We start from the raw sequence: 20,350 nt of genomic DNA on the forward strand, positions 1-20,350 counted from the left end.
TCGGTGACTTGGTTTCCATTTGAAAGCGGCTAAGCTGGACGTTCATACGGGAATGATTCATGTCGCTTCGGCTTGCCACCTTTAATATCGAAAACCTGATGACCCGCTTCGATTTCACCGGGTTTCGCAACCAGACCCGCCGCGACCGCGCTATGCAGCTTTTCGATGTGCGGGATGAAGCCACCTATAATGCGCTGGAAAGCGCGCGAATGCTCGCTTCCACCGATGACACACGCCAGCTTTCGGCACTCGCCATTGCCGATGCGGATGCCGATATTCTGTGCCTGCAGGAAGTCGATAACATGGCGGCCTTGCAAGCCTTCGAATATGGCTATCTCTATCGCATGGTCGGCAATGGTTATCGGCACAAATATCTGCTGGAAGGCAATGACAGCCGCGGTATCGATGTGGCTGTTGTCATGCGCGACGAAACGCGTGACGGCGAGAAGATCGAACTGGTCGATATTCGCAGCCATGCATCGAAAACCTACCGCGACTTCGATCTCTTCAATGACGAACTGAAACTGACCAACGCTATCGATGACAAGATCTTCAAGCGTGACTGTCTCGAGCTTGATCTGAGGATCGGCGGCAAGCCTTTCTCGCTCTTCGTTACCCATCTGAAATCGATGAGCAATGCCCGCGAATCGACTGATGCGAGGCTTGGCACCATGCCGGTGCGTGAGGCGGAGGTGCGCGGCATTCGCCGCATCATCGAGGATCGCTTCGGCGTTGACCAGGCGCGGCATGTGAACTTCGCCATTTGCGGCGATATGAATGATTATCAGGAGCGGGTCGTCATCAAGGGCGACCGCCGGAGCGGCTACAGCTTTACGCCGGTGGCGGAGGCGCGCAGCGCGCTTGACCTGCTGACAAGAGACGACTTTGCCATCAATCCGATGCAACGCCGCGATGTAATGGACCGGTGGACGCTTTATCATTCCCGCGGCCCGCAGGAGCAGCATCTTTGCCAGCTCGATTACATCTTGCTTTCGCAGAGCCTTGCGGAGCGGAATGTGGAGCGCGTGCCGGAAATCATCCGCGCCGGTCAGCCATACCGTACGGTCTTTCCGCCGGGGCAGGAGGTGGAGCGCTATCCACGAACCGGCTGGGACCGGCCCAAGGCATCGGACCATTGCCCGGTGGTAATGACGCTGGATCTGGAATAACCCGACGCCCCAAGCCACTGCGGATACCGCGTGGTTCAGTTCGAAGTCGCACGACCTACGACACCGTGTGTCGAGAGGCGTGTTAAACGCCGTCGAACTTTACGGTTACGCCGCGCTGGCGAAAATAGGCCTGCATCAGCTTACGTCCGGAGCGGTTGTTATGCGAAAGCTTGGACGCGTCGAATGTTGCTTCCTTCAAGCCTTCCCTCTTCAGCGCGGACTTGAGATTGGCGATGTGCAGATCGATATCGGCGTTATCTGCGCGCAAGGATTCGTAGATGCGATCCGTTGCGTCCTTTACCGTCAATTCACTCACCGTCATGCTCCTATTCGTTCAGGCTGATGCTCAGCTCAAGTGCGGTTGTCAGAGCCACACTTTTTCCAGCAGCGCAAGCTTTTTGGCGGTTGGACCCAAAAGGATAGCAAACGCGCAGGAGAACGGAACTGGTGCCGTGCGAAAGCAGCATAGATGTTTTCGAGGAGGAGACTTACAATAGGGAAATATAACTGGTGCCCCCGGCAGGGTTCGAACCCGCGACCCCCTGATTACAAATCAGGTGCTCTACCAACTGAGCTACAAGGGCAATCCAGTGCCGCCGAATTAGCAGATTCCCCCTTCTTGTAAAGGGAAAACTTTTCTGTCGCGTCAAAAAGCAGGTCGGTCGAGCGCGATTGATCTCGTCCAAAGCGTGTATGATGCCTTTTCCCGCGATCATTCATCCGATCGCGGATGAGGAAAGACTGAGAAAGCGCAAGCTCGTCAGCCAGATGCCGACGAACCATAACCGTGAGAGCATCCTTCGCAGGACCGATCTTGCGACGAAAAACCGAGTGGGCGTAGCGGCTCGATGCAACGCAACGTAAAACCTACACGAGATTCAGCGTTCCCGGAGCGGAATGACGTTAAACGACGCCTGAACTGTCAACAGGCGGCTGCATCAGCTCTATGGTAATACCATCCGGGCCGGAGACATACGCGACGATCGTTCCGCATCGAGACCCGGCTGGTATCGGTTGTGGCGAACCCTTCACTGCCCACCCGGCCTTTTGGATCCGAGAGATGGCCTTGTTTATATCCGTAACCGTGAAGGCGATGTGCGCGGCGCCGATCGCGCCGGCGCTACGAGGTGTCTGGCCGAGCGTGGGGCCTGTCGAGTATTCGAGAAGCTCGATAGGGTAGCCATTTGGAGCCGTCACCAGCGCCATTCGGCAGCGCGGGTCGGCAACCCCCGTGGCTTCCCGTAGGAACTCTCCACCCATCTCGCCCCGGCGAGCAAGGTCGAAACCCATCGCCTCAGTCCAGAACTGGATCGCCTCCTCCAACGAAGCGACCGAAAACCCTGTATGATCGACAGCTATCACGCCTGCATCTTCGGCCATTTTTGGGTCCTCTCATATCGGGCAGTTGCGTCACGCTACAGTAAGCCATTCGGCTACAAGTCACAGCACTTTCAATCCCTATAGCAACTTATAGCCTGGGTTCGATCACCTTCAAGGCGGCCAGGGCCGACGATGAATGTGGAATGGATAAGGTTCTCGCTGACTGTGCAGAATAGCTTTCAGGTATGATTTCGTAGCAGCTTTCCACAATTTTGTCCCTCCTTCGCCTATCATGGTCACGCGCTGAACAAATTTGCGGGCGAAGGCGCTTTGGGCGCTTCGTTGGGTCGAGCGGTTTGGCCTTTTACGTTCAAAACTGCGGGCGAGGGGTGCCGTGGCTGGCGAAATTGCGTATGATCCCGCCAGCCTTTGTGCGTGGCATCACCCACAAAGGCGGATTTCGGTAATGCGAGTACAGGTGTTTCGGTGATCGATCCTTATGTTTTGCTGGGTGTTGAGCGCGAGGCGGATGAGGCTGCTATCAAGGCTGCCTATCGCAAGGCGGCGAAGAACGCCCATCCGGACAGCGGCGGCGATGCCGACCAGTTTGCCAAGCTGCAACTGGCCTATGATCTGTTGAAAGACCCGGTGCGCCGCAAGGTGTTCGACGATACCGGTTACGATCCGCAACTGGCCGATCCAAAGGATTTGAAGGGTCTGCTGATGCTGGAAACCCTGGTAAACGAGTTCATTCTGGATGAGCGAGAGCCGGGCAGTTTCGATCCCGTCGCGGCAATGCGGCGCAAGCTGACCGACGATATTCTCAAAAGCCGCTTCCATATTCTGGAGCTGGAGCGCCACCGCACCCGCGTGCGCAAACACATGGACCGGCTGGGCAAAAAGCCGGAAACGGATGTTCTGGGTTCGATGCTGCGCGCCCGCAGCCAGTCGATTGCCGATGCGATCCGCAATGCCGAACACCAGATCGAGGTCATAGAGCAGGCCTATACGATGCTGGAAGGCTATTCCTACGAACTTGAGCGGGTGATGATGGTGGAACCGGCGCTGAAGGGCGAAGCGGCGGAGTAGGGCGCTTATCCAACGGGGGGCTGCTCAAGGCCTTTTACGCTTTTGCCGATCTATGCCCGATGCTTCCACACACTCTTTCTCTCGATGATCGTCGGCGCAGCCACGTCATGCTTTCAGACGCCATCGATTCTCAAGGGCCGTTCACCAGTGCCAGAATGAGTTGGTGAACCGCGCCGCCATCGGTGAGTTCGACCTTGTCGAAATCGCGCCCGCGCTGGCGCTGTTCGTCTGACAATTCCTTCAGTCGCTGCTGCAACACGGCGCGAACCTTCTGGCATTTTGGATCATCTTGCGCCCTTAGACCCACACTATAGGCCTCGATCTTCCTCACCATGTCGAGAATATGCTCGCCATGCACCCGTTCGTGCTTTTCCACGCCAGCAATGAAGCGTTGCCAGCTCGCAGCGACCTCCGGCGACAGTTTGGCGGGCGCCTTCGGCCATGTGTAGATGATCGTGAGATTGGGTCGCGCCGTCGCCAGGACGCAGGCACCATCTGCCTGCGGGCGATAATCCCGCCGCCAGGTGAGCTTGAACGTGGTGTGCGCCACAGCCTGGACACCGGCCTGTGGCCCGCGCTCGCCGATGGAACGATAAAGCTCGATGCCGGAATTGCCGGAAATCGCATAGGTTTTGATCTGTTCGGAGGGCTTCCAGCTACCACTTTGAGCTTGGGCGGCAATGGGTGTCAGAAAAGCGGTGACAAGACCGGCCACGGCAGCGGTGAAGCGGAAGGTGAGCAACGCAAAAGTCCTCTTTGATCATGCGCCGGACGATAAGCGAACTGGAGTATGGCGGGCAAGCGGCCTTTTGGATCTCGCAAGGTCTGGGTGGCGACGAAGAACTCACTGCTTCTTACCACGCTCGGGCGGTGTCGCTACTGCCCGTTTAGGCTAGGCGGGTCGCAACGGACAAATGCCGTTGTCGATCTATCGGCCGAAACTGAGAAAGCACAAGAAAAAGGCCCCTGCGCATGAAACGCAGGGGCCTTTGATCGACCGCCCGAGGGCACGTGCGATCAATCAATCGTCAAGCTTGTCATAATCCAGCTTCGGAGCGTTCTGAAGCGCTTCCTTGGTGGTATCGACGTGAGCCTTCCACGTGCCATTGTCGTTGTTGATGGCAACGGAGGTCGGGTCGAGAACGACATAGCTCTCATTGATGCCGAGGAAGCCGCCGACGCTTGCGACGATGCCGATGACAGCCTTGCCGTCGCCGATGACGACGTCTTCGATTTCGCCGATCTCTTCGTTCTGGGCATTGTAGATGTTCATGCCTTCGAGCTGATCAGCTGTCAGGTCGGTCTTCTGCACGTTGACGAACTTCAGCGGGCCAGCCGGCTTGGTGCCCATGGTGAAGCCTGGACCAGACATCATCGCATCAGAGCCAGCAGCGGCTGGTGCAGGTGCTGCCGGAGCGGCAGGTGCAGCCGTCTGGGCGAAAGCGACGGAGGAGGTCAGGGCTGCAACGGCGGCCAGTGCGAAAACCTTGTTTTTCATGAATGTTTCTTCCCTTTTGTATGCTGAACATTTTGTTCGGGGGAAGAACGGGTGGGGGTGGATTTGGTTCCCGGTCGCTTATTACCTTCTTTTACGCCAAAACTATTTTTGGCTGATCCTTTATTAGAACTTGCTTGATTTCCTGTGGCATGATTTCAAACTAGGGTTGTTTAATCGCGCCTTACAATTCGGAGGAAAGCATGGGGCAGCCCTTAACTCTTTATCTGTGCACTAATGAGGTGCAGGCTCCTTCGGACGTATTATCTAAGAAACTAACCCAGCAAATATCGGACCATGTAGTTTTTTGGAGTAGAAAGGAAATCGACGAATTTGAAGATGTTCAACTTTTGAAATTAAGAAAAATTAAAAAAAGCCCAAAGTGGACGGAATTCGTTGAAAATTATTTTCCTGAAGTCGAGGACATTGAGAATACTCTGAACGGCGTCATCCTTTACATAAAATATAAGGGACGTCATTTCGTCGTGCCATTTGGGACGGGAGCCTTCGGAATAAATGATCAAATGGTTGAGGCAGATTTCGGTCTCATGGTCACGGTGAATGAGATCGAGGAATCAAGTCTCAGGTTTATTGATTCAAACAATCCTTCGGCTGGGATGAAGTCGCGCTTTCAGGCGGATCGCTTATCTGCGATGACTATGTTCGATATAGACACTGCATTGACATTCATTAAGCGTTTGGGCGGGAAATCAGAAGGGAATTTGGGGAAGTCATTGTCCGGTTCTTCGGGCTTTAAATTTTCTGGCCCAGACGACCTATCGCTTTTACCTACTATCCTCGACACTGTTTTACTTCAATATGAGGCAGAGGCATACAAGACCAAAGGGCTTGAATTCATACGGTCAATGAAGCCCATTAAAAAGCCAAAGCTGGTGAGGACGCTTGATGGGCTCATGTTAGATAACATCCTTGGCGACAGCCCAGATTTCTTGCTGTGTTCTCCAGATATTGTTGAGTGGGATCAGTTTGGTGTTTTCTCTTACAAGGGGCTTAGAAGTAAAAAAACTTATGAGGAGCTCAATATTGAAGACTACATCGATCAACTTAAAACCGCATTTGATGACTTAAATGATCAAAGAGAACTTATACTAAAAAACATAAAGAATAATCACACTGTCAAAGTGATAGATGCGGCTTCTGATGTCCCAAAAAAAATGTGGAAAGTATATAGGTGCTTACAGGGGTCGGTAGAGCATGACGGGATGCTGTACACTCTCGACGATGGTAAATGGTTCAACGTTGCAGATCAGTTTCGAACCGCTATCCAAGAAACATTTACATCTGTGCGATCTGGCGTGAACGACGGCGAACTTCCGGCGGCGAAAATCATTGAACAAGAAGAAGCGGGAAAAGTTAAGAAAGGTTTAGAGCCCGAAGGCGAATATAATCAGCGCGTGGCGCTGGATCTAGGTCTTATTTATCTGGATAAGGAAACCGGCTCAGCTCCCGGTATCGCCAATCAAAGAAACGAGTTATGCGATCTCCTTATACCCGGCGAAACTCCCCGTCTACTCCACGTAAAAAAGGGGTCGAGAACATCAGGTCCGCTGCACCATTTGTTTCGTCAGGGGGCTACCGCGTCTCGCATGTTACGTGACCCAAAGTTTCTTGAATCGATTTCTGTTAAGCTCAACGCGACGAACCGTGAAAAAGACGCTCTATCTGTGAGCAACTTGGGCAAGGGAACTAATACAATTGAATTTAGGATCATCGATAAGCCACGAAAAAACGGCGACTTTGACATTCCCTTTTTTGCGAAGGTCGCGCTGCATTATGCGGTCAGAGAAATACATGTGTCTGGAGCAAACGTCGCCTTAGGTTTCATAACACAGGAAGATTAGACGCCACATTCAGAGATCCCCATGCACCTATGTCCTGCAAATCGCTGTGGGCAAAGAGTACGATTCATCTCCACTCCCCGTCCACAAACTTCAACGCATCGACAATCGACACCTTCCACAGCGACCAAACGTGATCGCCATCGGTAATGCGCAATTCCGATTTGCGGTTGTCGGCCTGTAGCGTTTCATGCAGCGCAACGGCGCCGCGCCAGAGGAAGAAGCCGTCGTGGTCTCCGACGGTCAGGTAGGTGGCGGGGAGGTCCTGGGATTCGGCGACGTGCTGGGCGACGAGGGTGAAGATGTTCTTTTCGTTGAAGAGCCTTGCATCGAAGGGCGTGCCGAAAGCGCCGGAGAAGTGGTCGCCGGTGGAGGGCAGGACGATGCCGCTGGTGACGGTGGTGCGGTCGACGCGGTGGAAGAAGGCGCTGTCCTGAATGAGTTTCAACTCCGCCGGGGTCTTGTCGAGATCGGAGGCGGGAACATTCTGCCATATGGCGCCCGACAGGCTGGCGACTGCAGCGTAGAGGTCTTCGTGGGCGTAGGCCAGGTGCAGCGCGCCGAAGCCACCCATGGAAAGGCCGGCAATGGCGCGGCCTTGCCTGTCCTTGCGCACCGGTAACCTACTTTCGACATGGACGCGCAGATCGCCGGTGAGAGCGGTTTCGTAATCGCCGGGGCCATCAACGGCGGCGGAATCGACATACCAGCTGTTCTTTACGCCCGGCATGACGACGACCAGTGGGCGTATCGTGCCGGCGGCGATCATTCCGTCCAGCGTCTTTTCGATATTGCCAAGATCGCGCCAGCTGTTCTGGTCGCCATCATGGCCGTGCAGCAAATAAAGAACCGGCCAGCCATTTTCTGGCGGCTCGCCATCCGGGCGGTAGATAATCACCGGCAAATCGGCGTTTAGCGCATTGCTGTGGAACGTGGCGTCGCTGAGGGTGCCGGACAGGGCGGGCGAAGTGAGGCAGGCGAATGCCAGTGCCGAAAGAGCAAGTGTGTGCAACCGCATAGCGCTTCTCCTTCCGGTTCATTGCGCGCAACGGCAATGTCGTTGCGCGCCTGAATGTTCCCGCGAGACGTTCATCTGCGCGCGGGCTACCGTCCCGGACGGCCCGTTTTGCCTTTCGTGCGGCCCTTTCGCTTCTGTTCGCCGGGATCCTCATAGGAGCCGACGCCGACCTTGCCACGCTTCAACGGGCGAGGATCGTCCTTGCCGCCATTGGCGGGTTCGGGCAGCCCTTCCAGAAGGGGGGAGACTCGCTTGCCGGTTTGGGTCGCAGGCTTTTCCGGCGCTGCGCCGCGGACGGGTTTTTCCGTGCGGCCAACGGTCATTTCGTCCAGCGTGTTCTTGCGGAAGAGAGGCTTGGCCGTGTCGGTGCCAGGGCCCATGTCGTCCAGCGAGGGTTTTGCGAAGAGGGATTTGCCGTTGGCTTCTGAGGACGGGGCGTCCCCCTCCGGTCCCGTCTTTCTGGCTTTGCCCGAGGTGTCTTTCCCCCGTACGCCTTCTGCATTCGACGCCTCTTGCTTGGCGATCGGGTCATCCATTGCCGCAAGCTCGACGGCTTTGAGGCGCTTGATTTCGTCGCGCAGGCGGGCAGCCTTTTCGAAGTCGAGATCGGCTGCGGCGTCGCGCATCTGTTTTTCCATGGCGTTGAGATGCGCCTGAAGATTGTTGCCGACGAGGTGGCCGCCATCCGCAAAGCCCTTGCCGGAAACGCCGGAAATATCGGCCCTTACGTGGTCGCGTTCATAAACTGAATCAAGAATGTCGGAGATCTTGGCCTTGACCGATTCCGGCGTGATGCCGTGCTCTTCATTATAGGCCATCTGCTTTTCGCGACGGCGGGTGGTTTCCTCCATCGCCCGCTTCATGGAGCCCGTCACCTTGTCCGCATAGAGGATGACCTTGCCATCGACGTTACGCGCAGCGCGACCGATGGTCTGGATGAGCGAGGTTTCGGAGCGCAGGAAGCCTTCCTTGTCCGCATCCAGAATCGCGACGAAGCCGCATTCGGGAATGTCGAGACCTTCGCGCAGCAGATTGATGCCCACCAGCACGTCGAAAGCGCCGAGGCGCAGATCGCGAATGATTTCGATGCGCTCCAGCGTGTCGATATCCGAGTGCATGTAGCGCACGCGAACGCCTTGTTCATGCAGATATTCTGTCAGGTCTTCGGCCATGCGCTTGGTCAGCACGGTGCAGAGCGTGCGATAGCCCTTGGCCGCAGTCTCGCGGATTTCCCCCAGGACGTCGTCCACCTGGGATCGTGCGGAGCGCACTTCCACTGGCGGATCGATAAGGCCCGTCGGGCGAATGACCTGTTCGGCGAAGACGCCGCCCGCCTGTTCCATTTCCCAGCCGCCGGGTGTCGCCGACACGGCCACGGTTTGCGGACGCATGGCGTCCCACTCCTCGAAGCGCAGCGGGCGGTTGTCCATGCACGAGGGCAGGCGGAAGCCATATTCGGCCAGCGTTGCCTTACGGCGAAAGTCGCCGCGATACATGCCGCCGATCTGCGGAATGGTGACGTGGGATTCGTCAATGAAGATCAGCGCGTTGTCCGGAATATATTCGAACAGCGTCGGCGGCGGCTCGCCGGGCGTGCGCCCCGTCAGGTATCGAGAGTAGTTTTCAATGCCGTTGCAGGAGCCGGTGGCTTCCATCATTTCTATGTCATAGCGGGTGCGCTGCTCCAGGCGCTGGGCTTCCAGCAGGCGGCCAGCCTTTTCCAGTTCCGCCAGACGATGTTTCAGCTCTTCCTTGATCGCCTTGATGGCGCCGTTCAGCGTGGGGCGCGGCGTCACATAGTGCGAGTTGGCGTAGATCTTGACCGATTGCAGATCGCCGGTCTTCTGTCCGGTCAGCGGGTCGAATTCGGTGATGCTTTCAATCTCGTCTCCCCACATGGAAATGCGCCAGGCGGCATCTTCCAAGTGGGCCGGGAAAAGCTCGATCGTATCGCCGCGCACGCGGAAGGAGCCGCGCTGAAAATCCATGTCGCGCCGCTTATATTGCTGCGCCACGAGGTCAGCCAGCAGCTGGCGCTGATCCAATTTGTCGCCGACCTGCATCTGGAAGGTCATGGCGGTGTAGGTTTCCACCGAGCCGATACCGTAAATGCAGGAGACGGAGGCGATGATGATGCAGTCGTCACGCTCCAGAATGGCACGGGTGGCGGCGTGGCGCATCCGGTCGATCTGCTCGTTGATCGAGGATTCCTTCTCGATGAATGTATCCGAGCGCGGCACATAGGCTTCCGGCTGGTAGTAGTCGTAGTAAGAAACGAAATACTCGACCGCGTTGTTGGGGAAGAAGTTCTTGAACTCGGAATAGAGCTGCGCTGCAAGCGTCTTGTTAGGAGCCAGAATGACCGCCGGGCGATTGGTGGCCTCGATAACTTTCGCCATGGTAAAGGTCTTGCCCGAGCCGGTGACGCCGAGAAGCACCTGGGAGCGATCACCGGAATTGATGCCTTCCACCAGATCGGCAATCGCCGTCGGCTGGTCGCCGGAGGGCTTGTAGTCCGTCACCATTTCAATGGCGATGCCGCCCTCGGACTTCGGCGGCCGCGCAGGCCGGTGGGGCGTCCACAGCTTGCCATCCTTGAAGAGCGGGTTGCCGCTTTCGATGAGCTTGGAAAGTGCATCCACCGTGGCGGTTACCGCACCGGGCGCCAGGGATGCGGCATCTTCCAGCGATATGTCCATGCCCGCGACCGGATTGAGGCCCGCGGCGGCACGGGTCTTCGGATCGGACGAGCCGCCAATGGAAACGCCGCGTGACGTCTTGGAGGCTGTCGGCGTCTTGCTGGCCTTTGCGGCTGCTTTTTCCGCTTCCTTGCGCGCTTCGATCTCGATCTTCTTGCGGTGCTTGCCCGCCTTGGAGGCGACTTCGCGCTGGGTTTCGACGGAGGTCGCTTCGGCTTCCGCTTCCAGCTGCTTCACCCAATCGGCAACAGAGCCGGAGAGGGGAGCGCCTTCGAAGGACGCCTGCGGCATCTCTTCAAAACCATTGGAGGGGGAGCTTTCGGAGGGTTTTTTGGGTGATCTGGCCATGCGAGGAATATGGAGAGCTTGATGCGCAAAGGGAAGAGGCGAGCGCTAAAAAACGAGTACAAAAAGGCAACGGTTTTATTGGAACAAGAGGCTATCCGCCGCGTTCTTATCGTCGTTTTTTAGCCCGCTTCGAAAAGCGTTTCTGGTCGCGGTCAAATGCTTCGAGTGTGGGTTACGCGGCAGGAGACAAAACGATATTGGTTCTCGTCATCGCCGCTGGACGGCGGATCGAGGTCCGGCTTGAACCTTGCAGACAAGAGGTAGTGTCACGATTACGCGCCCCGCAACAGAAGAAGACGCGCAAGGTATGGCTGCAGTGCAGAACGAAATCTTTGCGGCGGGGCTGCGAAACAGCTCCACGGATGTTGAGACTGTCACGACTAACTATATCTCGGATCCGGCCCGAATCGCCTGCACGGTTGCCGTCGATGAGGATGGGCGCATTCTTGGCTTTCAGGCGCTGAAGCTCGCCACCGCTGCTGGCAATCCTTACGGTGTAGCTGAAGGTTGGGGCATCATCGGCACGCATGTCAGCCCCTTCGCTGCGCGACGCGGTGTTGGCAAGGCGCTGTTAAAGGTGACACTCAAAGCAGCCGAGGCTTTTGGCCTAAAGGATATCGACGCCAGTATTGGCGCCGATAATGACATGGGGCAGGCTTATTACGAAGCCATCGGGTTCCGAACCTATCGTACGACGGACGATCGTGTCTGCAAGGCCTATCGACTCGGTTGACGCTGATCGGTCGTCATCCGAGCCGGGATCGCTCAGTTCATAAAGCGGTCTTGTGCTTTTGCCCGACCTTCTGGACCACCAGATCGAGAATCAGCATGACGATCAGGCTTGCGCCGACCAAGGGAAAGATGATCCCACCCACGGCCAGGATTGCGGCTAGTCCGTAAAGCGTACGCTTGCTCTGAGGCATGGGCGGAACGCCGAGCGAGCCTTTCGGACGACGCTTCCACCACATGACGCCGCCGGACACGGCAAGCAGGATGATGGCGAGGCACGCCAGTGCCAGCACGATCTGGTTGGCAAGCCCGAATTGCTGGCCCATATGCACGTTGATGCCCCATTCCAGTCCGCGACCAAGCGGGCCGTAATCGGCGTAGCTCATGTCGATCAGCGGCTTGCCGGTATATTGATCCAGATGGATGACCCGCTGTTTGGAAAGATCGTCCGGGTAAATGGAGCCGCTATAGACGCCCTGCGGTTTGGTCGGCAGCGCCACTGCATAACCGGCTGAGAGGCCGAGTTCATCGAAGCGAGCGATCGCCTTATCGATGCCGATGGGGGCCGGCATCTCATCGCCATGGTCGTGGTTCATCGCCATATGATCCGTAGGCATTGAGGGTGCGGTCTCCACGTGCTGCCCATGATCGTGACCCTCTGACGTCGGTATCTTTGCCTGCTCCAGCGACCAAGAGGTTTTCGAGACATTGTCGAGCCGTTCACCAGACATGGGGATATCGACGCGCACGCCTGCCGGATAACCGAAATTGTTGCCGTTGGCCCATTCATTGACCTTCCCACCCCACACGCCCGACCATGGCATGCCGGTGATGGCGAGGAAGACGATGAAGCCGCCGACGAAGATGCCGGTAACGGCGTGCATATCCCGCCAGAAGACGCGCTTCTTGGGCGTACCGCGAACGGAAACCACGCCGCCGGTCTGGTTACGCGGCCACCAGAGATAGATGCCGGTCGCCACCAGCAGGATCGACCAGCCCGCGGCGATCTCGATGAGGTAGCGGGCGTAGGTGCCGAAGTATTTGAGGCTATGGAGCGTACGGATAGTCCACATGACGGTGCCGCGATCCGGCAGGGAGCCGAGTACTTGTCCGGTGTAGCCATTCACATAGACGGCGCGCTTACCCTCCGGTGTGCTCACGGTGACTTCCGTTGATGCGCCGGGATCGGCGGGTTGAGTGAGTTTGACGGCAGTGCCTGGGAAAGCTGCGACGGCGTTGGCGACGATTGTCGACGGTAGGACAGCGGCGGTTTCTGTCACCTCGATCCGCTTCAGGTTGGAATGGAAAGCATTGTCCAACTCATCCCTGAAGAGATAGAGCCCGCCGGTGATGGCCAGCGTTATCATGAAGGGAAGGACGAAGAGACCGGCGTAAAAATGCCAGCGCCAGACGGCGCGATAGAGATTGAGCGATGACGGCGCGCTCACGCGTTCACCCACGGAAGTGGTGCTGATCGACATTATTGACTCCGCAAAAGGGTGCAGGCAGTCGGTGACATGCCCGCTGGAGATTTCAACGCAGGTCGGACAGTAGAATCGCCGTCGGGAATCGAGGCGATCTACGCGACATATGTCCGTAACCAGCGCCGAGGCTGATTGTTATCGACGCGTTCTCCGTTTCAGAGATGCGCCTCGGATCATGCGTGAAAAGGAGTGGGAGGGCCGCGGGGCTGCTGCTCGTGCGTGGGCGGCGCAGGAATCCTGCTTTCACTCCAACGCCAAAGCGTGACGTGGACATGCGGCACGATACGCCCGGCAATTTCGCTCGGACTTGCCAGCAAAGCAGTGAAGGATGCAGAAGCGAGGCGGCAGAGTGTGCCACAGCAGCTATTGGCGAGCTTCTCGGCAGGCGATTGTTTTTGAACGCTGCCATCCGGTAGATGAGCCGCACAGATGATATCATCAGCCGCAAGTGCGGTGGCCGCCATGCTGCCGTGCGCCACGCCATTGGCAAGACCTTGCAGCAGAAACAGCAGCAGGGCCAGCACTGCGACAGCGCCAGCCGAACTGCGATCCTGCATGATCCTGCGAATAAGCTTCATGGCATATGCAGTGGCACATTTTCGCCATCATGTCACTGCGGCAAAGGTGACACGGTAAACACCACCGCGGTGGGTTACAAATTGTCCATGTCGGCAAAATGCCGCAGTTCTGCAGCTTTTCTGCCGGATTTGGCTGGGATTCTCTTGCCATTGACAGTTGGCAGGAGTGGCAAACATGGCTCCGTTTTCTCCAACGATAGCGGCGATCCGCTATGGTTACGGTCTTGCACCGGACCAGATACTCAGCCGGAACAGGGACGATCTACTGGTCCAACTGGTAGATGCGCCGCTAAAGGAAAGCTTCTTTCCCATAGGCGGTGCCTTTGATGCGCGGCAGCGGGCCGATGACCTCGCCAAGGGGTTTGAGGCTCTGAAGATTGCCAAGAAAGACGCCGAGAACGATCGCGCGGCGCGCCAGCAATTGCAACGCAAGGCAGAGCAAAGTTTCCAGCGCGATAGCCTTGCACGCGTGCTTCAGGCGACATTCTCGCCCTATGGCTTTCATGAGCGGCTGGCGGCTTTCTGGTTCGACCACTTCTCGGTCAATGCGCATAAATCTTTTCCAATGCGCATGATCACGCCGCTCTATGAGGTCGAGGCCATTCGTCCGCACCTTGCAGGATCGTTCCGCGACCTGTTGCAGGCGGCGGTTCTCCATCCCGCCATGCTGATCTATCTCGATCAGGCGCAATCGACCGGACCACAGTCTGCTGCGGCGCAGAACCGCAAGAAGGGCCTGAATGAGAATCTTGGTCGGGAACTGATCGAGTTGCACACGATGGGCGCGGGCAGCGGCTATACGCAGGCCGATGTGCGATCCGCGGCGCTGGTGCTGACCGGCATGACGGTGGACGATCATTACGAGATGCTGTTTCGCCCGCGCATGGCGGAACCCGGTGAGATCAAGGTCCTGGGCGTCAAATACGGTGGGGACCCGCGCTCGGCCGATGACTGTCTCGTCATGCTGGACGATCTGGCGAGCAGAACCGAGACGGCGCAGCATATCTGCCGCAAACTCGTGACCCACTTCATTTCCGACGATCCGCCCCCGGATGTCGTCACTGCGATGGTACAAGAGTGGAAGGCGAGCGACGGGCATCTGGCCAAGGTCTATGCCGCAATGCTCAATCACGCGCGCGCGTGGCAGGAGCCCGGCGCCAAGATGAAACTGCCATTCGACTATGTTGTCTCCGGACTTCGGGCTTTCGGAATTACCCGTAAAAACTGGCGAGAGCGCATGTCTCCGGATGGTGATGACAGCTACACGCCGTTTGATACGCCGATCGCAGCCGCGGCACAGCAGGCGCTGAAGAGCAGCGGTGAGGAGATGGCGCCGGCGATGCCTGGCGATGCCGGACAGATGGCGATGGACAAGCCTGCTGCGGATATGAAGGCCGTGATGCCATCCGATCCAGCGCAACTGCCAAAGCCGAAAGCAAGCCTTGCCCGGACGCTGACGGTCGCAGCACTTCGCCGCATGGGCCAGCCGGTTTGGCAACCGCCAAGCCCAGCCGGATTCGAGGAGGGCGTCGCATCCTGGCTTTCGCCAAGCCAGATGAGCGAGCGCATTCTCTGGGCGCGTAAAGCAGCCGGCACGCTCGGCAAGGACATGGAACCTAAAAAGCTTCTCGAAGTGTCGCTGGCCGATCAGGCGCGCGACGACACGATCCGTGTGGTGGGACAGGCGCCGAACCGTGTCAGCGGTCTGACGCTCGCGTTGTCTTCCCCCGAATTCAACAGGAGATAGGACATGGCCTTCTCTCAGGATATGATTTTGAGCCGCCGCAGCTTCCTGATGACTGCTTGTTGTGCGGCGGCGGTGCCGGTTTTTTCCCCGGTCAGCTTTGCCGCGATGCCGGGCGAGAACCGTTTCGTCACGATTGTTCTACGCGGTGCTATGGACGGGCTCGATCTGGTGCAGCCCTATGGCGATCCCGCCTTCGCTCAGTTTCGTCCGACATTGGCGCTGAAGCCAGACGACGGCCTGATCGATCTTGATGGACATTTTGGCCTGAACCCTGCGGCTGATGCTCTGATGCCCATGTGGCATTCGAAGGAGTTGGCCTTCGTCCATGCGGTTTCAACGCCTTATCGCGACCAGCGGAGCCATTTCGATGGTCAGGACATGCTAGAGAGCGGTGCGCAGGCTGTGCATGGCGAGCGCACTGGCTGGCTGAACCGGGCGCTTTCCGCCATTCCGCGGTCGGAGGATCGCAAGGCCATCGATATCAACACATCGATGGAGCTTATTCTATCAGGGCCGAATGAGGCGGATGTCTGGGCTTCGAGTTCCAATATGACGATGGCAGCGGATGAAGTCGGTTTCTTCAAGCGGCTCTATGCCAATGATGCCGAGTTTAGCCGGGTGCTTGCCGAAGCCTTGCGCACCGACATCGCGGCCGAGCAGCTTTTTCAGGATGAAAAGCGCGGGCAGGGCATTCGCGACATTGCGAAACTTGCGGGCGGCATGCTGCGCGAGGATTACCGCATCGCCAGCTTCTCCGTCGATGGTTGGGATACGCATGCGGGCCAGAAGGCGCAGTTCGCCCGCACGGTAAAGGACTTGACCATCGCACTGACCACGCTGAAAGATGCGTTGGGACCCGATGTTTGGAAGACGACCATGGTTCTGGCGATGACCGAGTTCGGCCGCACCGTGCGGGAAAATGGTACTGGCGGCACGGATCATGGTACGGGCGGCGTTGCCATTCTCGCAGGTGGAGGTATCCAGGGTGGTAGGGTGCTGGGCAAATGGCCGGAGTTGGGCGAGGGCAAGTTGCTGGACGACCGGGATCTGATGCCGACCGGCGACGTGCGCGAGCTGGCCGCCGCCATGCTCTACCGCCAATTCGATGTCGGTAGCGAAGCTCTGACCAATGGCATTTTTCCGGGACTGTCCTTTGACAGATCGTCGGCCTATCTCAAGATATGACAAGAGCATGCCGCGATCTTCTTGATCAGCTTCTCACGCTTCAGTGTTGAGTCTGAACGCATGTCGTGACAGCGGCCGCTCAGACGTCGATCGTCTCGACGGGGATTTGCGGGGGAAGCGGTGCCGGCTTGCCGTTCTCATCCATGGCAACCATGATGAAGGTGCCCGCCGTGACCTTCTCCAGCTTGTCGTAGCGCGACCGTTGTGCCCACGCTTCGACGCAAAGGGTGATAGATGTGCGGCCCGTGCGTGTGATGTCGGTGTAGATGGAGAGCGTATCGCCGATCTTGACTGGAAGCTCGAAAGCCATTTCCTTCACCGCTGCCGTCACCACGCGACAGCGCGCCCGTTCGGCGGCACGAATGCCGCTCGCCAAGTCCATCTGAGACATGACCCAGCCCCCGAAAATATCGCCCGCCGGGTTGGCATCGGCCGGCATGGCCAGCGTGCGAAGCGTCAGTTCGCCGGTGGGCTTGGGGGCTTGGTTCATGGGGCTGTCTCTCCAGGGCTGTTTTAAGTCTTACGATTGCGGCGGTGTCTGTCCTTTGCGTGCCTTACGCCTTCGCCAGAAACTGCTGCGTTGCATACAGTGCGATGGCGGCTGCATTCGAGACATTGAGTGACTTGATTTCGCCCGGCATGTCGAGGCGCGCCAAATGCGTCACCGTTTCGCGTGTCTTCTGGCGCAGGCCCTTGCCTTCGGCACCAAGGACGAGCGCGATCTTGTTGCCGCTGAAGGTTTGCTCGATGGGGGCGGGGCCTTCTGAATCGAGGCCGATGGAAGTGAAGCCGAGCTTGTGGAGTTCGGAGAGAGCATCGGCAAGATTGGTGATCTGGATGTAGGGGATCATTTCCAGCGCGCCGGAGGCTGATTTAGCCAAGACGCCGGATTCGGTCGGGCTGTGGCGCATGGTGGTGATCAGCGCGCCGGCGTTGAAGGCGACCGCCGAGCGCATGATGGCGCCGACATTGTGCGGATCGGTCACCTGATCGAGAACCAGGATCAGCGGGCTTTCCTTCAAGGCCGAAAGCTTGCGCACCGGCAGCGGCCGGGTTTCCAGCATCGCGCCCTGATGAATAGCGTCGGGCCCGAGAACCTTGTCGATCTCCTGCGGCGCGACCATCTCGACGGGGAAGGGCTGGGCGCTTGCTTCACCGATTTCAAGGCGCGCGAAAGCGTTTTGGGTGACGGACAGCTTGATGAGTTGCCGTTCTTCGTTGGCGAGTGCCGCGCGCACCGTATGCAGGCCGTAGAGGTAGACCTGATCCGCGCCAAGCTGCGGCGGTTTCCAGTCGTCAGCGCCTCTGTTGCGGCGCTTCTGTTGTGGCGGTGTGGGGATTTCTCCGCGTTCGCGCTTACCGTCGCGCACAGCGCGTCGAAGGTTGGCATAGTGCGTGTCGCGGGTGGTTTTGTCTTTGGGATCGTCTTTGCTCATGTCGCCTTATATCGTTGCCGCATCATCCGCACCAGTCCCCCCACTGTTGCGCAGGGCATCGACCAACGCCATCCACAGGGCTTTGACACTGTTGGAATTTTTTCCTGAAATTTCGTCACTGATCGTGTTGACAGAACGATGAAGGGCCGTCATATACGCGGCCACAGACGACGAACGGCGCAGCGCCGAACGGACATCTGGACTAAGCTTGGTCGCTTGATCCTCGCAGAATACTGGAGGGATGCCCGAGTGGTTAAAGGGGACGGACTGTAAATCCGTTGGCTCAGCCTACGTTGGTTCAAATCCAACTCCCTCCACCATTCTGCACGGATCGAAATCACCGCCGCGGGTATAGCTCAATGGTAGAGCAGCAGCCTTCCAAGCTGAATACGCGGGTTCGATTCCCGCTACCCGCTCCAATTTTCCCGCTTTTTTAATTTGATGTTGTTGAGCGATCACCGGTCGCTGTCGCTCTTTGCGACGCCCACCTTCGGCAACGTGATTCCATTCCGTCAGCAGAATCAGAGTGAGTATGGCTGCGGCCTTATCGCCTGCACTTCGTATTGTCCAAACCCAGGCGCGGTATTGCCAATTTGGATTCGCAGCGCTGTTTTGCGGGTCTGGTCGGGGCATCGGCAGTGACGTAAATGGTTGAGGCCAAATGCGTCTGCTTTACGTCTGTGCTGTCGCTACAGGTCGTCAGAACTCAGGATGGTCAGCTCGTTGCGGTATAAAGTAACTGCACGACCAGTAAGGCCAGCAGGATGAAGGTGAGTGCTGCGCCGATCTTTAACTGTCGAAAGCGCCGTGTGCGGCCGCCGGACCAGTCATAAGCCATTGATTCAGGCATCCTTCTGATTATTTTTTACATCTAAAGTAATGATCTTTTATGCTTGCGCGAAGCTGACGGAAATTATCAGATCGGATAGGCAAATTCATTGGCTTGCCTCTTGCCAAGCGATAGTCGCTCGTAAGAAGAATCAATAGTAATAAACGCGCACGCAGGCGATGCATCCGAAGCCGGAATGAAAAGCCCGAAATACGGTATTCGGGCTCTCCAATATGAGAGCGATCGCTTCTCGCGTCAGCTGAAGTAAGGCTGTAGGTAAGGCCAGACTTCCAATCCGCCATGGTACAGCATGTTCGCTGCTACATAGACGATGACAGCGAGGCCGACATAGGAAATCCAGCGATAACGGTGGAGCAGCTTAGCGACGAGGTTGGCGGCAAGGCCCATGAGTGCGATCGACACGACGAGCCCGATAATGAGAACCGTCACGTGGTCCTGCGCAGCACCGGCAACGGCCAGAACATTGTCTAGCGACATGGATACGTCAGCAATGACGATCTGGGTGGCCGCCTGGAAGAAGGTCTTGTGACCCTTGGTCAGATCGGCCTCCTCATCGGTAACCGTGTCTGCGCCCGAGGAATTTTGTTCGCGCAGTTCGCTCCACATCTTCCAGCACACCCAAACGAGCAGGAGGCCGCCGAAAAGCTGAAGGCCGACGATGGCGAGGAGCTGCACGGTCAATGCCGCGAAGGCGATGCGTAATACGGTGGCGGCAATAATGCCGACAAGGATGGCCTTGCGGCGCAGATGAGCGGGGAGGCCTGCTGCGGCAAGGCCGATGACGATGGCGTTGTCGCCCGCGAGAACCAAGTCTATGGCAATGACCTGTAGAAAGGCTGTGAAGCCTGCTGCTGTGAAGATTTCCATTCTATATCCCGAAGCGTATGCTCGAGGGCCGCGCAAGACGCGACGCCGAAAGAGGTGTTGAGATTGCGAGAGTCCTTTTCAAATCGCCGTTTCCCCCTGGCGACTTCGTTTTGCAATATGACATGAATCGTAGGAGCGTAAAGAGTAAGTGCCGCTGCGGCGCTCCGCTCGCCATTAAAGTGGTTGATAACGCGGATGAAGATCCCCATATGGCGCCAATCCTGCCGCTTTCGGCTGTGGATTCGGTGCCTTGACAATTAAGTCTTGCGCATTCGGTTACAAAGCCTTAAACGGCGACACCAAACCGGTTCGCCGGGGAAACTACTTCACGTTCACAGGAAGCAATTCACATGGCAAAGAGCAAGTTTGAGCGGACGAAGCCGCACGTCAACATCGGCACGATCGGTCACGTTGACCACGGCAAGACGTCTCTGACGGCAGCGATCACGAAGTTCTTCGGCGAGTTCAAGGCGTATG

Annotated in this window: 19 protein-coding genes and 3 tRNA genes; 9 read left to right on the forward strand and 13 right to left on the reverse strand. The window is 57.4% G+C overall.

Features of this window, described 5'->3' with window-relative positions; genetic code table 11:
• The first annotated feature begins 59 nt into the window (after positions 1 to 59).
• On the forward strand, positions 60 to 1,169 hold the full coding sequence (locus QZ869_RS04120) for an endonuclease/exonuclease/phosphatase family protein (RefSeq protein ID WP_296102628.1): 1,110 nt from the start codon (positions 60 to 62) through the stop codon (positions 1,167 to 1,169).
• Positions 1,170 to 1,251: 82 nt separating this feature from the next.
• On the opposite strand, the gene QZ869_RS04125 is transcribed toward QZ869_RS04120, so the two are convergent.
• The 3 genes from QZ869_RS04125 to QZ869_RS04135 all read right to left on the reverse strand — a co-directional run bounded on the left by QZ869_RS04125 (position 1,252) and on the right by QZ869_RS04135 (position 2,549).
• Positions 1,252 to 1,491: a hypothetical protein gene (locus QZ869_RS04125; RefSeq protein ID WP_296102631.1), complete on the reverse strand. Its 240-nt coding sequence runs from the start codon at positions 1,489 to 1,491 to the stop codon at positions 1,252 to 1,254.
• 186 nt (positions 1,492 to 1,677) lie between these two features.
• A tRNA-Thr gene (locus QZ869_RS04130) sits at positions 1,678 to 1,753 on the reverse strand.
• 319 nt (positions 1,754 to 2,072) lie between these two features.
• Positions 2,073 to 2,549 (reverse strand): VOC family protein, encoded by a 477-nt coding sequence (locus QZ869_RS04135; protein WP_296102632.1) that lies wholly within the window; start codon positions 2,547 to 2,549, stop codon positions 2,073 to 2,075.
• Between the two features lie 426 nt (positions 2,550 to 2,975).
• On the opposite strand from QZ869_RS04135, the gene QZ869_RS04140 reads away from it, so the two are divergent.
• Positions 2,976 to 3,578 (forward strand): J domain-containing protein, encoded by a 603-nt coding sequence (locus QZ869_RS04140; protein ID WP_296014901.1) that lies wholly within the window; start codon positions 2,976 to 2,978, stop codon positions 3,576 to 3,578.
• A gap of 130 nt (positions 3,579 to 3,708) precedes the next feature.
• Here QZ869_RS04140 and QZ869_RS04145 read toward each other — a convergent pair whose 3' ends face one another.
• Together QZ869_RS04145 and QZ869_RS04150 are read right to left on the reverse strand one after the other, a co-directional pair.
• The gene (locus QZ869_RS04145) at positions 3,709 to 4,293 is read right to left on the reverse strand and encodes a DUF922 domain-containing Zn-dependent protease (protein WP_296036480.1); all 585 of its coding nucleotides are present in this window, start codon (positions 4,291 to 4,293) and stop codon (positions 3,709 to 3,711) included.
• 306 nt (positions 4,294 to 4,599) lie between these two features.
• A complete protein-coding gene (locus tag QZ869_RS04150) occupies positions 4,600 to 5,076 on the reverse strand; it encodes a PRC-barrel domain-containing protein (protein WP_296085261.1) in 477 nt (158 codons plus the stop codon).
• A 200-nt stretch (positions 5,077 to 5,276) separates the two neighbouring features.
• Here QZ869_RS04150 and QZ869_RS04155 point away from each other — a divergent pair, with 200 nt between their 5' ends.
• Positions 5,277 to 6,935, forward strand: a complete 1,659-nt coding sequence (locus QZ869_RS04155; RefSeq protein WP_296102635.1) for a DUF6119 family protein — start codon at positions 5,277 to 5,279, stop codon at positions 6,933 to 6,935.
• 64 nt (positions 6,936 to 6,999) lie between these two features.
• On the opposite strand, the gene QZ869_RS04160 is transcribed toward QZ869_RS04155, so the two are convergent.
• A complete protein-coding gene (locus QZ869_RS04160) occupies positions 7,000 to 7,950 on the reverse strand; it encodes an alpha/beta hydrolase family protein (RefSeq protein ID WP_296102638.1) in 951 nt (316 codons plus the stop codon).
• An 86-nt stretch (positions 7,951 to 8,036) separates the two neighbouring features.
• A complete protein-coding gene (uvrB, locus tag QZ869_RS04165) occupies positions 8,037 to 10,997 on the reverse strand; it encodes an excinuclease ABC subunit UvrB (RefSeq protein ID WP_296102639.1) in 2,961 nt (986 codons plus the stop codon).
• A 307-nt stretch (positions 10,998 to 11,304) separates the two neighbouring features.
• Here uvrB and QZ869_RS04170 point away from each other — a divergent pair, with 307 nt between their 5' ends.
• On the forward strand, positions 11,305 to 11,730 hold the full coding sequence (locus QZ869_RS04170; RefSeq protein WP_296102641.1) for a GNAT family N-acetyltransferase: 426 nt from the start codon (positions 11,305 to 11,307) through the stop codon (positions 11,728 to 11,730).
• A gap of 37 nt (positions 11,731 to 11,767) precedes the next feature.
• Here QZ869_RS04170 and QZ869_RS04175 read toward each other — a convergent pair whose 3' ends face one another.
• Both QZ869_RS04175 and QZ869_RS04180 read right to left on the reverse strand, forming a co-directional pair.
• Complete coding sequence (locus tag QZ869_RS04175) at positions 11,768 to 13,207, reverse strand: PepSY domain-containing protein (RefSeq protein WP_296102643.1); 1,440 nt, start codon at positions 13,205 to 13,207, stop codon at positions 11,768 to 11,770.
• 176 nt (positions 13,208 to 13,383) lie between these two features.
• Entirely contained in the window at positions 13,384 to 13,788 is a 405-nt protein-coding gene (locus tag QZ869_RS04180) for a DUF2946 domain-containing protein (RefSeq protein ID WP_296085273.1), read from the reverse strand.
• Positions 13,789 to 13,963: 175 nt separating this feature from the next.
• Between QZ869_RS04180 and QZ869_RS04185 the strand changes: the two genes are divergently transcribed.
• Both QZ869_RS04185 and QZ869_RS04190 read left to right on the forward strand, forming a co-directional pair.
• A complete protein-coding gene (locus tag QZ869_RS04185) occupies positions 13,964 to 15,535 on the forward strand; it encodes a DUF1800 domain-containing protein (RefSeq protein ID WP_296102645.1) in 1,572 nt (523 codons plus the stop codon).
• Positions 15,536 to 15,538: 3 nt separating this feature from the next.
• Positions 15,539 to 16,720 carry a DUF1501 domain-containing protein gene (locus tag QZ869_RS04190; protein ID WP_296102648.1) on the forward strand — a complete coding sequence of 394 codons (1,182 nt, stop codon included), beginning with the start codon at positions 15,539 to 15,541 and terminating at the stop codon, positions 16,718 to 16,720.
• 79 nt (positions 16,721 to 16,799) lie between these two features.
• On the opposite strand, the gene QZ869_RS04195 is transcribed toward QZ869_RS04190, so the two are convergent.
• Together QZ869_RS04195 and QZ869_RS04200 are read right to left on the reverse strand one after the other, a co-directional pair.
• On the reverse strand, positions 16,800 to 17,210 hold the full coding sequence (locus QZ869_RS04195; RefSeq protein ID WP_296085279.1) for an acyl-CoA thioesterase: 411 nt from the start codon (positions 17,208 to 17,210) through the stop codon (positions 16,800 to 16,802).
• A gap of 64 nt (positions 17,211 to 17,274) precedes the next feature.
• A complete protein-coding gene (locus QZ869_RS04200) occupies positions 17,275 to 18,156 on the reverse strand; it encodes an RNA methyltransferase (RefSeq protein WP_296102650.1) in 882 nt (293 codons plus the stop codon).
• A gap of 235 nt (positions 18,157 to 18,391) precedes the next feature.
• On the opposite strand from QZ869_RS04200, the gene QZ869_RS04205 reads away from it, so the two are divergent.
• Together QZ869_RS04205 and QZ869_RS04210 are read left to right on the forward strand one after the other, a co-directional pair.
• Positions 18,392 to 18,476: transfer RNA gene (locus QZ869_RS04205), tRNA-Tyr, on the forward strand.
• 25 nt (positions 18,477 to 18,501) lie between these two features.
• Positions 18,502 to 18,575 (forward strand) — tRNA-Gly (locus QZ869_RS04210).
• A 296-nt stretch (positions 18,576 to 18,871) separates the two neighbouring features.
• Here the strand turns inward: QZ869_RS04210 and QZ869_RS04215 are convergent.
• The gene (locus QZ869_RS04215; RefSeq protein WP_296017134.1) at positions 18,872 to 18,994 is read right to left on the reverse strand and encodes a hypothetical protein; all 123 of its coding nucleotides are present in this window, start codon (positions 18,992 to 18,994) and stop codon (positions 18,872 to 18,874) included.
• Between the two features lie 246 nt (positions 18,995 to 19,240).
• Positions 19,241 to 19,873, reverse strand: coding sequence for a TerC family protein (locus QZ869_RS04220; RefSeq protein ID WP_296036475.1), 633 nt, complete (start codon positions 19,871 to 19,873; stop codon positions 19,241 to 19,243).
• Positions 19,874 to 20,223: 350 nt separating this feature from the next.
• Here QZ869_RS04220 and QZ869_RS04225 point away from each other — a divergent pair.
• The coding region (locus QZ869_RS04225) for a GTP-binding protein (RefSeq protein WP_244455647.1) at positions 20,224 to 20,350 on the forward strand (127 nt) is incomplete at its 3' end.

The sequence above is a fragment of the uncultured Agrobacterium sp. genome (assembly GCF_913777885.1).
GTDB lineage: Bacteria > Pseudomonadota > Alphaproteobacteria > Rhizobiales > Rhizobiaceae > Agrobacterium.

What these genes read in the sequence shown, in the direction of transcription:
- QZ869_RS04120 (WP_296102628.1), top strand. Translation starts at nt 60, where the DNA reads ATGTCGCTTCGGCTTGCCACCTTTAATATCGAAAACCTGATGACCCGC.
- QZ869_RS04125 (WP_296102631.1), bottom strand. Translation starts at nt 1,491, where the DNA reads ATGACGGTGAGTGAATTGACGGTAAAGGACGCAACGGATCGCATCTAC.
- QZ869_RS04135 (WP_296102632.1), bottom strand. Translation starts at nt 2,549, where the DNA reads ATGGCCGAAGATGCAGGCGTGATAGCTGTCGATCATACAGGGTTTTCG.
- QZ869_RS04150 (WP_296085261.1), bottom strand. Translation starts at nt 5,076, where the DNA reads ATGAAAAACAAGGTTTTCGCACTGGCCGCCGTTGCAGCCCTGACCTCC.
- QZ869_RS04155 (WP_296102635.1), top strand. Translation starts at nt 5,277, where the DNA reads ATGGGGCAGCCCTTAACTCTTTATCTGTGCACTAATGAGGTGCAGGCT.
- QZ869_RS04160 (WP_296102638.1), bottom strand. Translation starts at nt 7,950, where the DNA reads ATGCGGTTGCACACACTTGCTCTTTCGGCACTGGCATTCGCCTGCCTC.
- uvrB (WP_296102639.1), bottom strand. Translation starts at nt 10,997, where the DNA reads ATGGCCAGATCACCCAAAAAACCCTCCGAAAGCTCCCCCTCCAATGGT.
- QZ869_RS04170 (WP_296102641.1), top strand. Translation starts at nt 11,305, where the DNA reads ATGGCTGCAGTGCAGAACGAAATCTTTGCGGCGGGGCTGCGAAACAGC.
- QZ869_RS04175 (WP_296102643.1), bottom strand. Translation starts at nt 13,207, where the DNA reads ATGTCGATCAGCACCACTTCCGTGGGTGAACGCGTGAGCGCGCCGTCA.
- QZ869_RS04180 (WP_296085273.1), bottom strand. Translation starts at nt 13,788, where the DNA reads ATGAAGCTTATTCGCAGGATCATGCAGGATCGCAGTTCGGCTGGCGCT.
- QZ869_RS04185 (WP_296102645.1), top strand. Translation starts at nt 13,964, where the DNA reads ATGGCTCCGTTTTCTCCAACGATAGCGGCGATCCGCTATGGTTACGGT.
- QZ869_RS04190 (WP_296102648.1), top strand. Translation starts at nt 15,539, where the DNA reads ATGGCCTTCTCTCAGGATATGATTTTGAGCCGCCGCAGCTTCCTGATG.
- QZ869_RS04195 (WP_296085279.1), bottom strand. Translation starts at nt 17,210, where the DNA reads ATGAACCAAGCCCCCAAGCCCACCGGCGAACTGACGCTTCGCACGCTG.
- QZ869_RS04200 (WP_296102650.1), bottom strand. Translation starts at nt 18,156, where the DNA reads ATGAGCAAAGACGATCCCAAAGACAAAACCACCCGCGACACGCACTAT.
- QZ869_RS04215 (WP_296017134.1), bottom strand. Translation starts at nt 18,994, where the DNA reads ATGGCTTATGACTGGTCCGGCGGCCGCACACGGCGCTTTCGACAGTTA.
- QZ869_RS04220 (WP_296036475.1), bottom strand. Translation starts at nt 19,873, where the DNA reads ATGGAAATCTTCACAGCAGCAGGCTTCACAGCCTTTCTACAGGTCATT.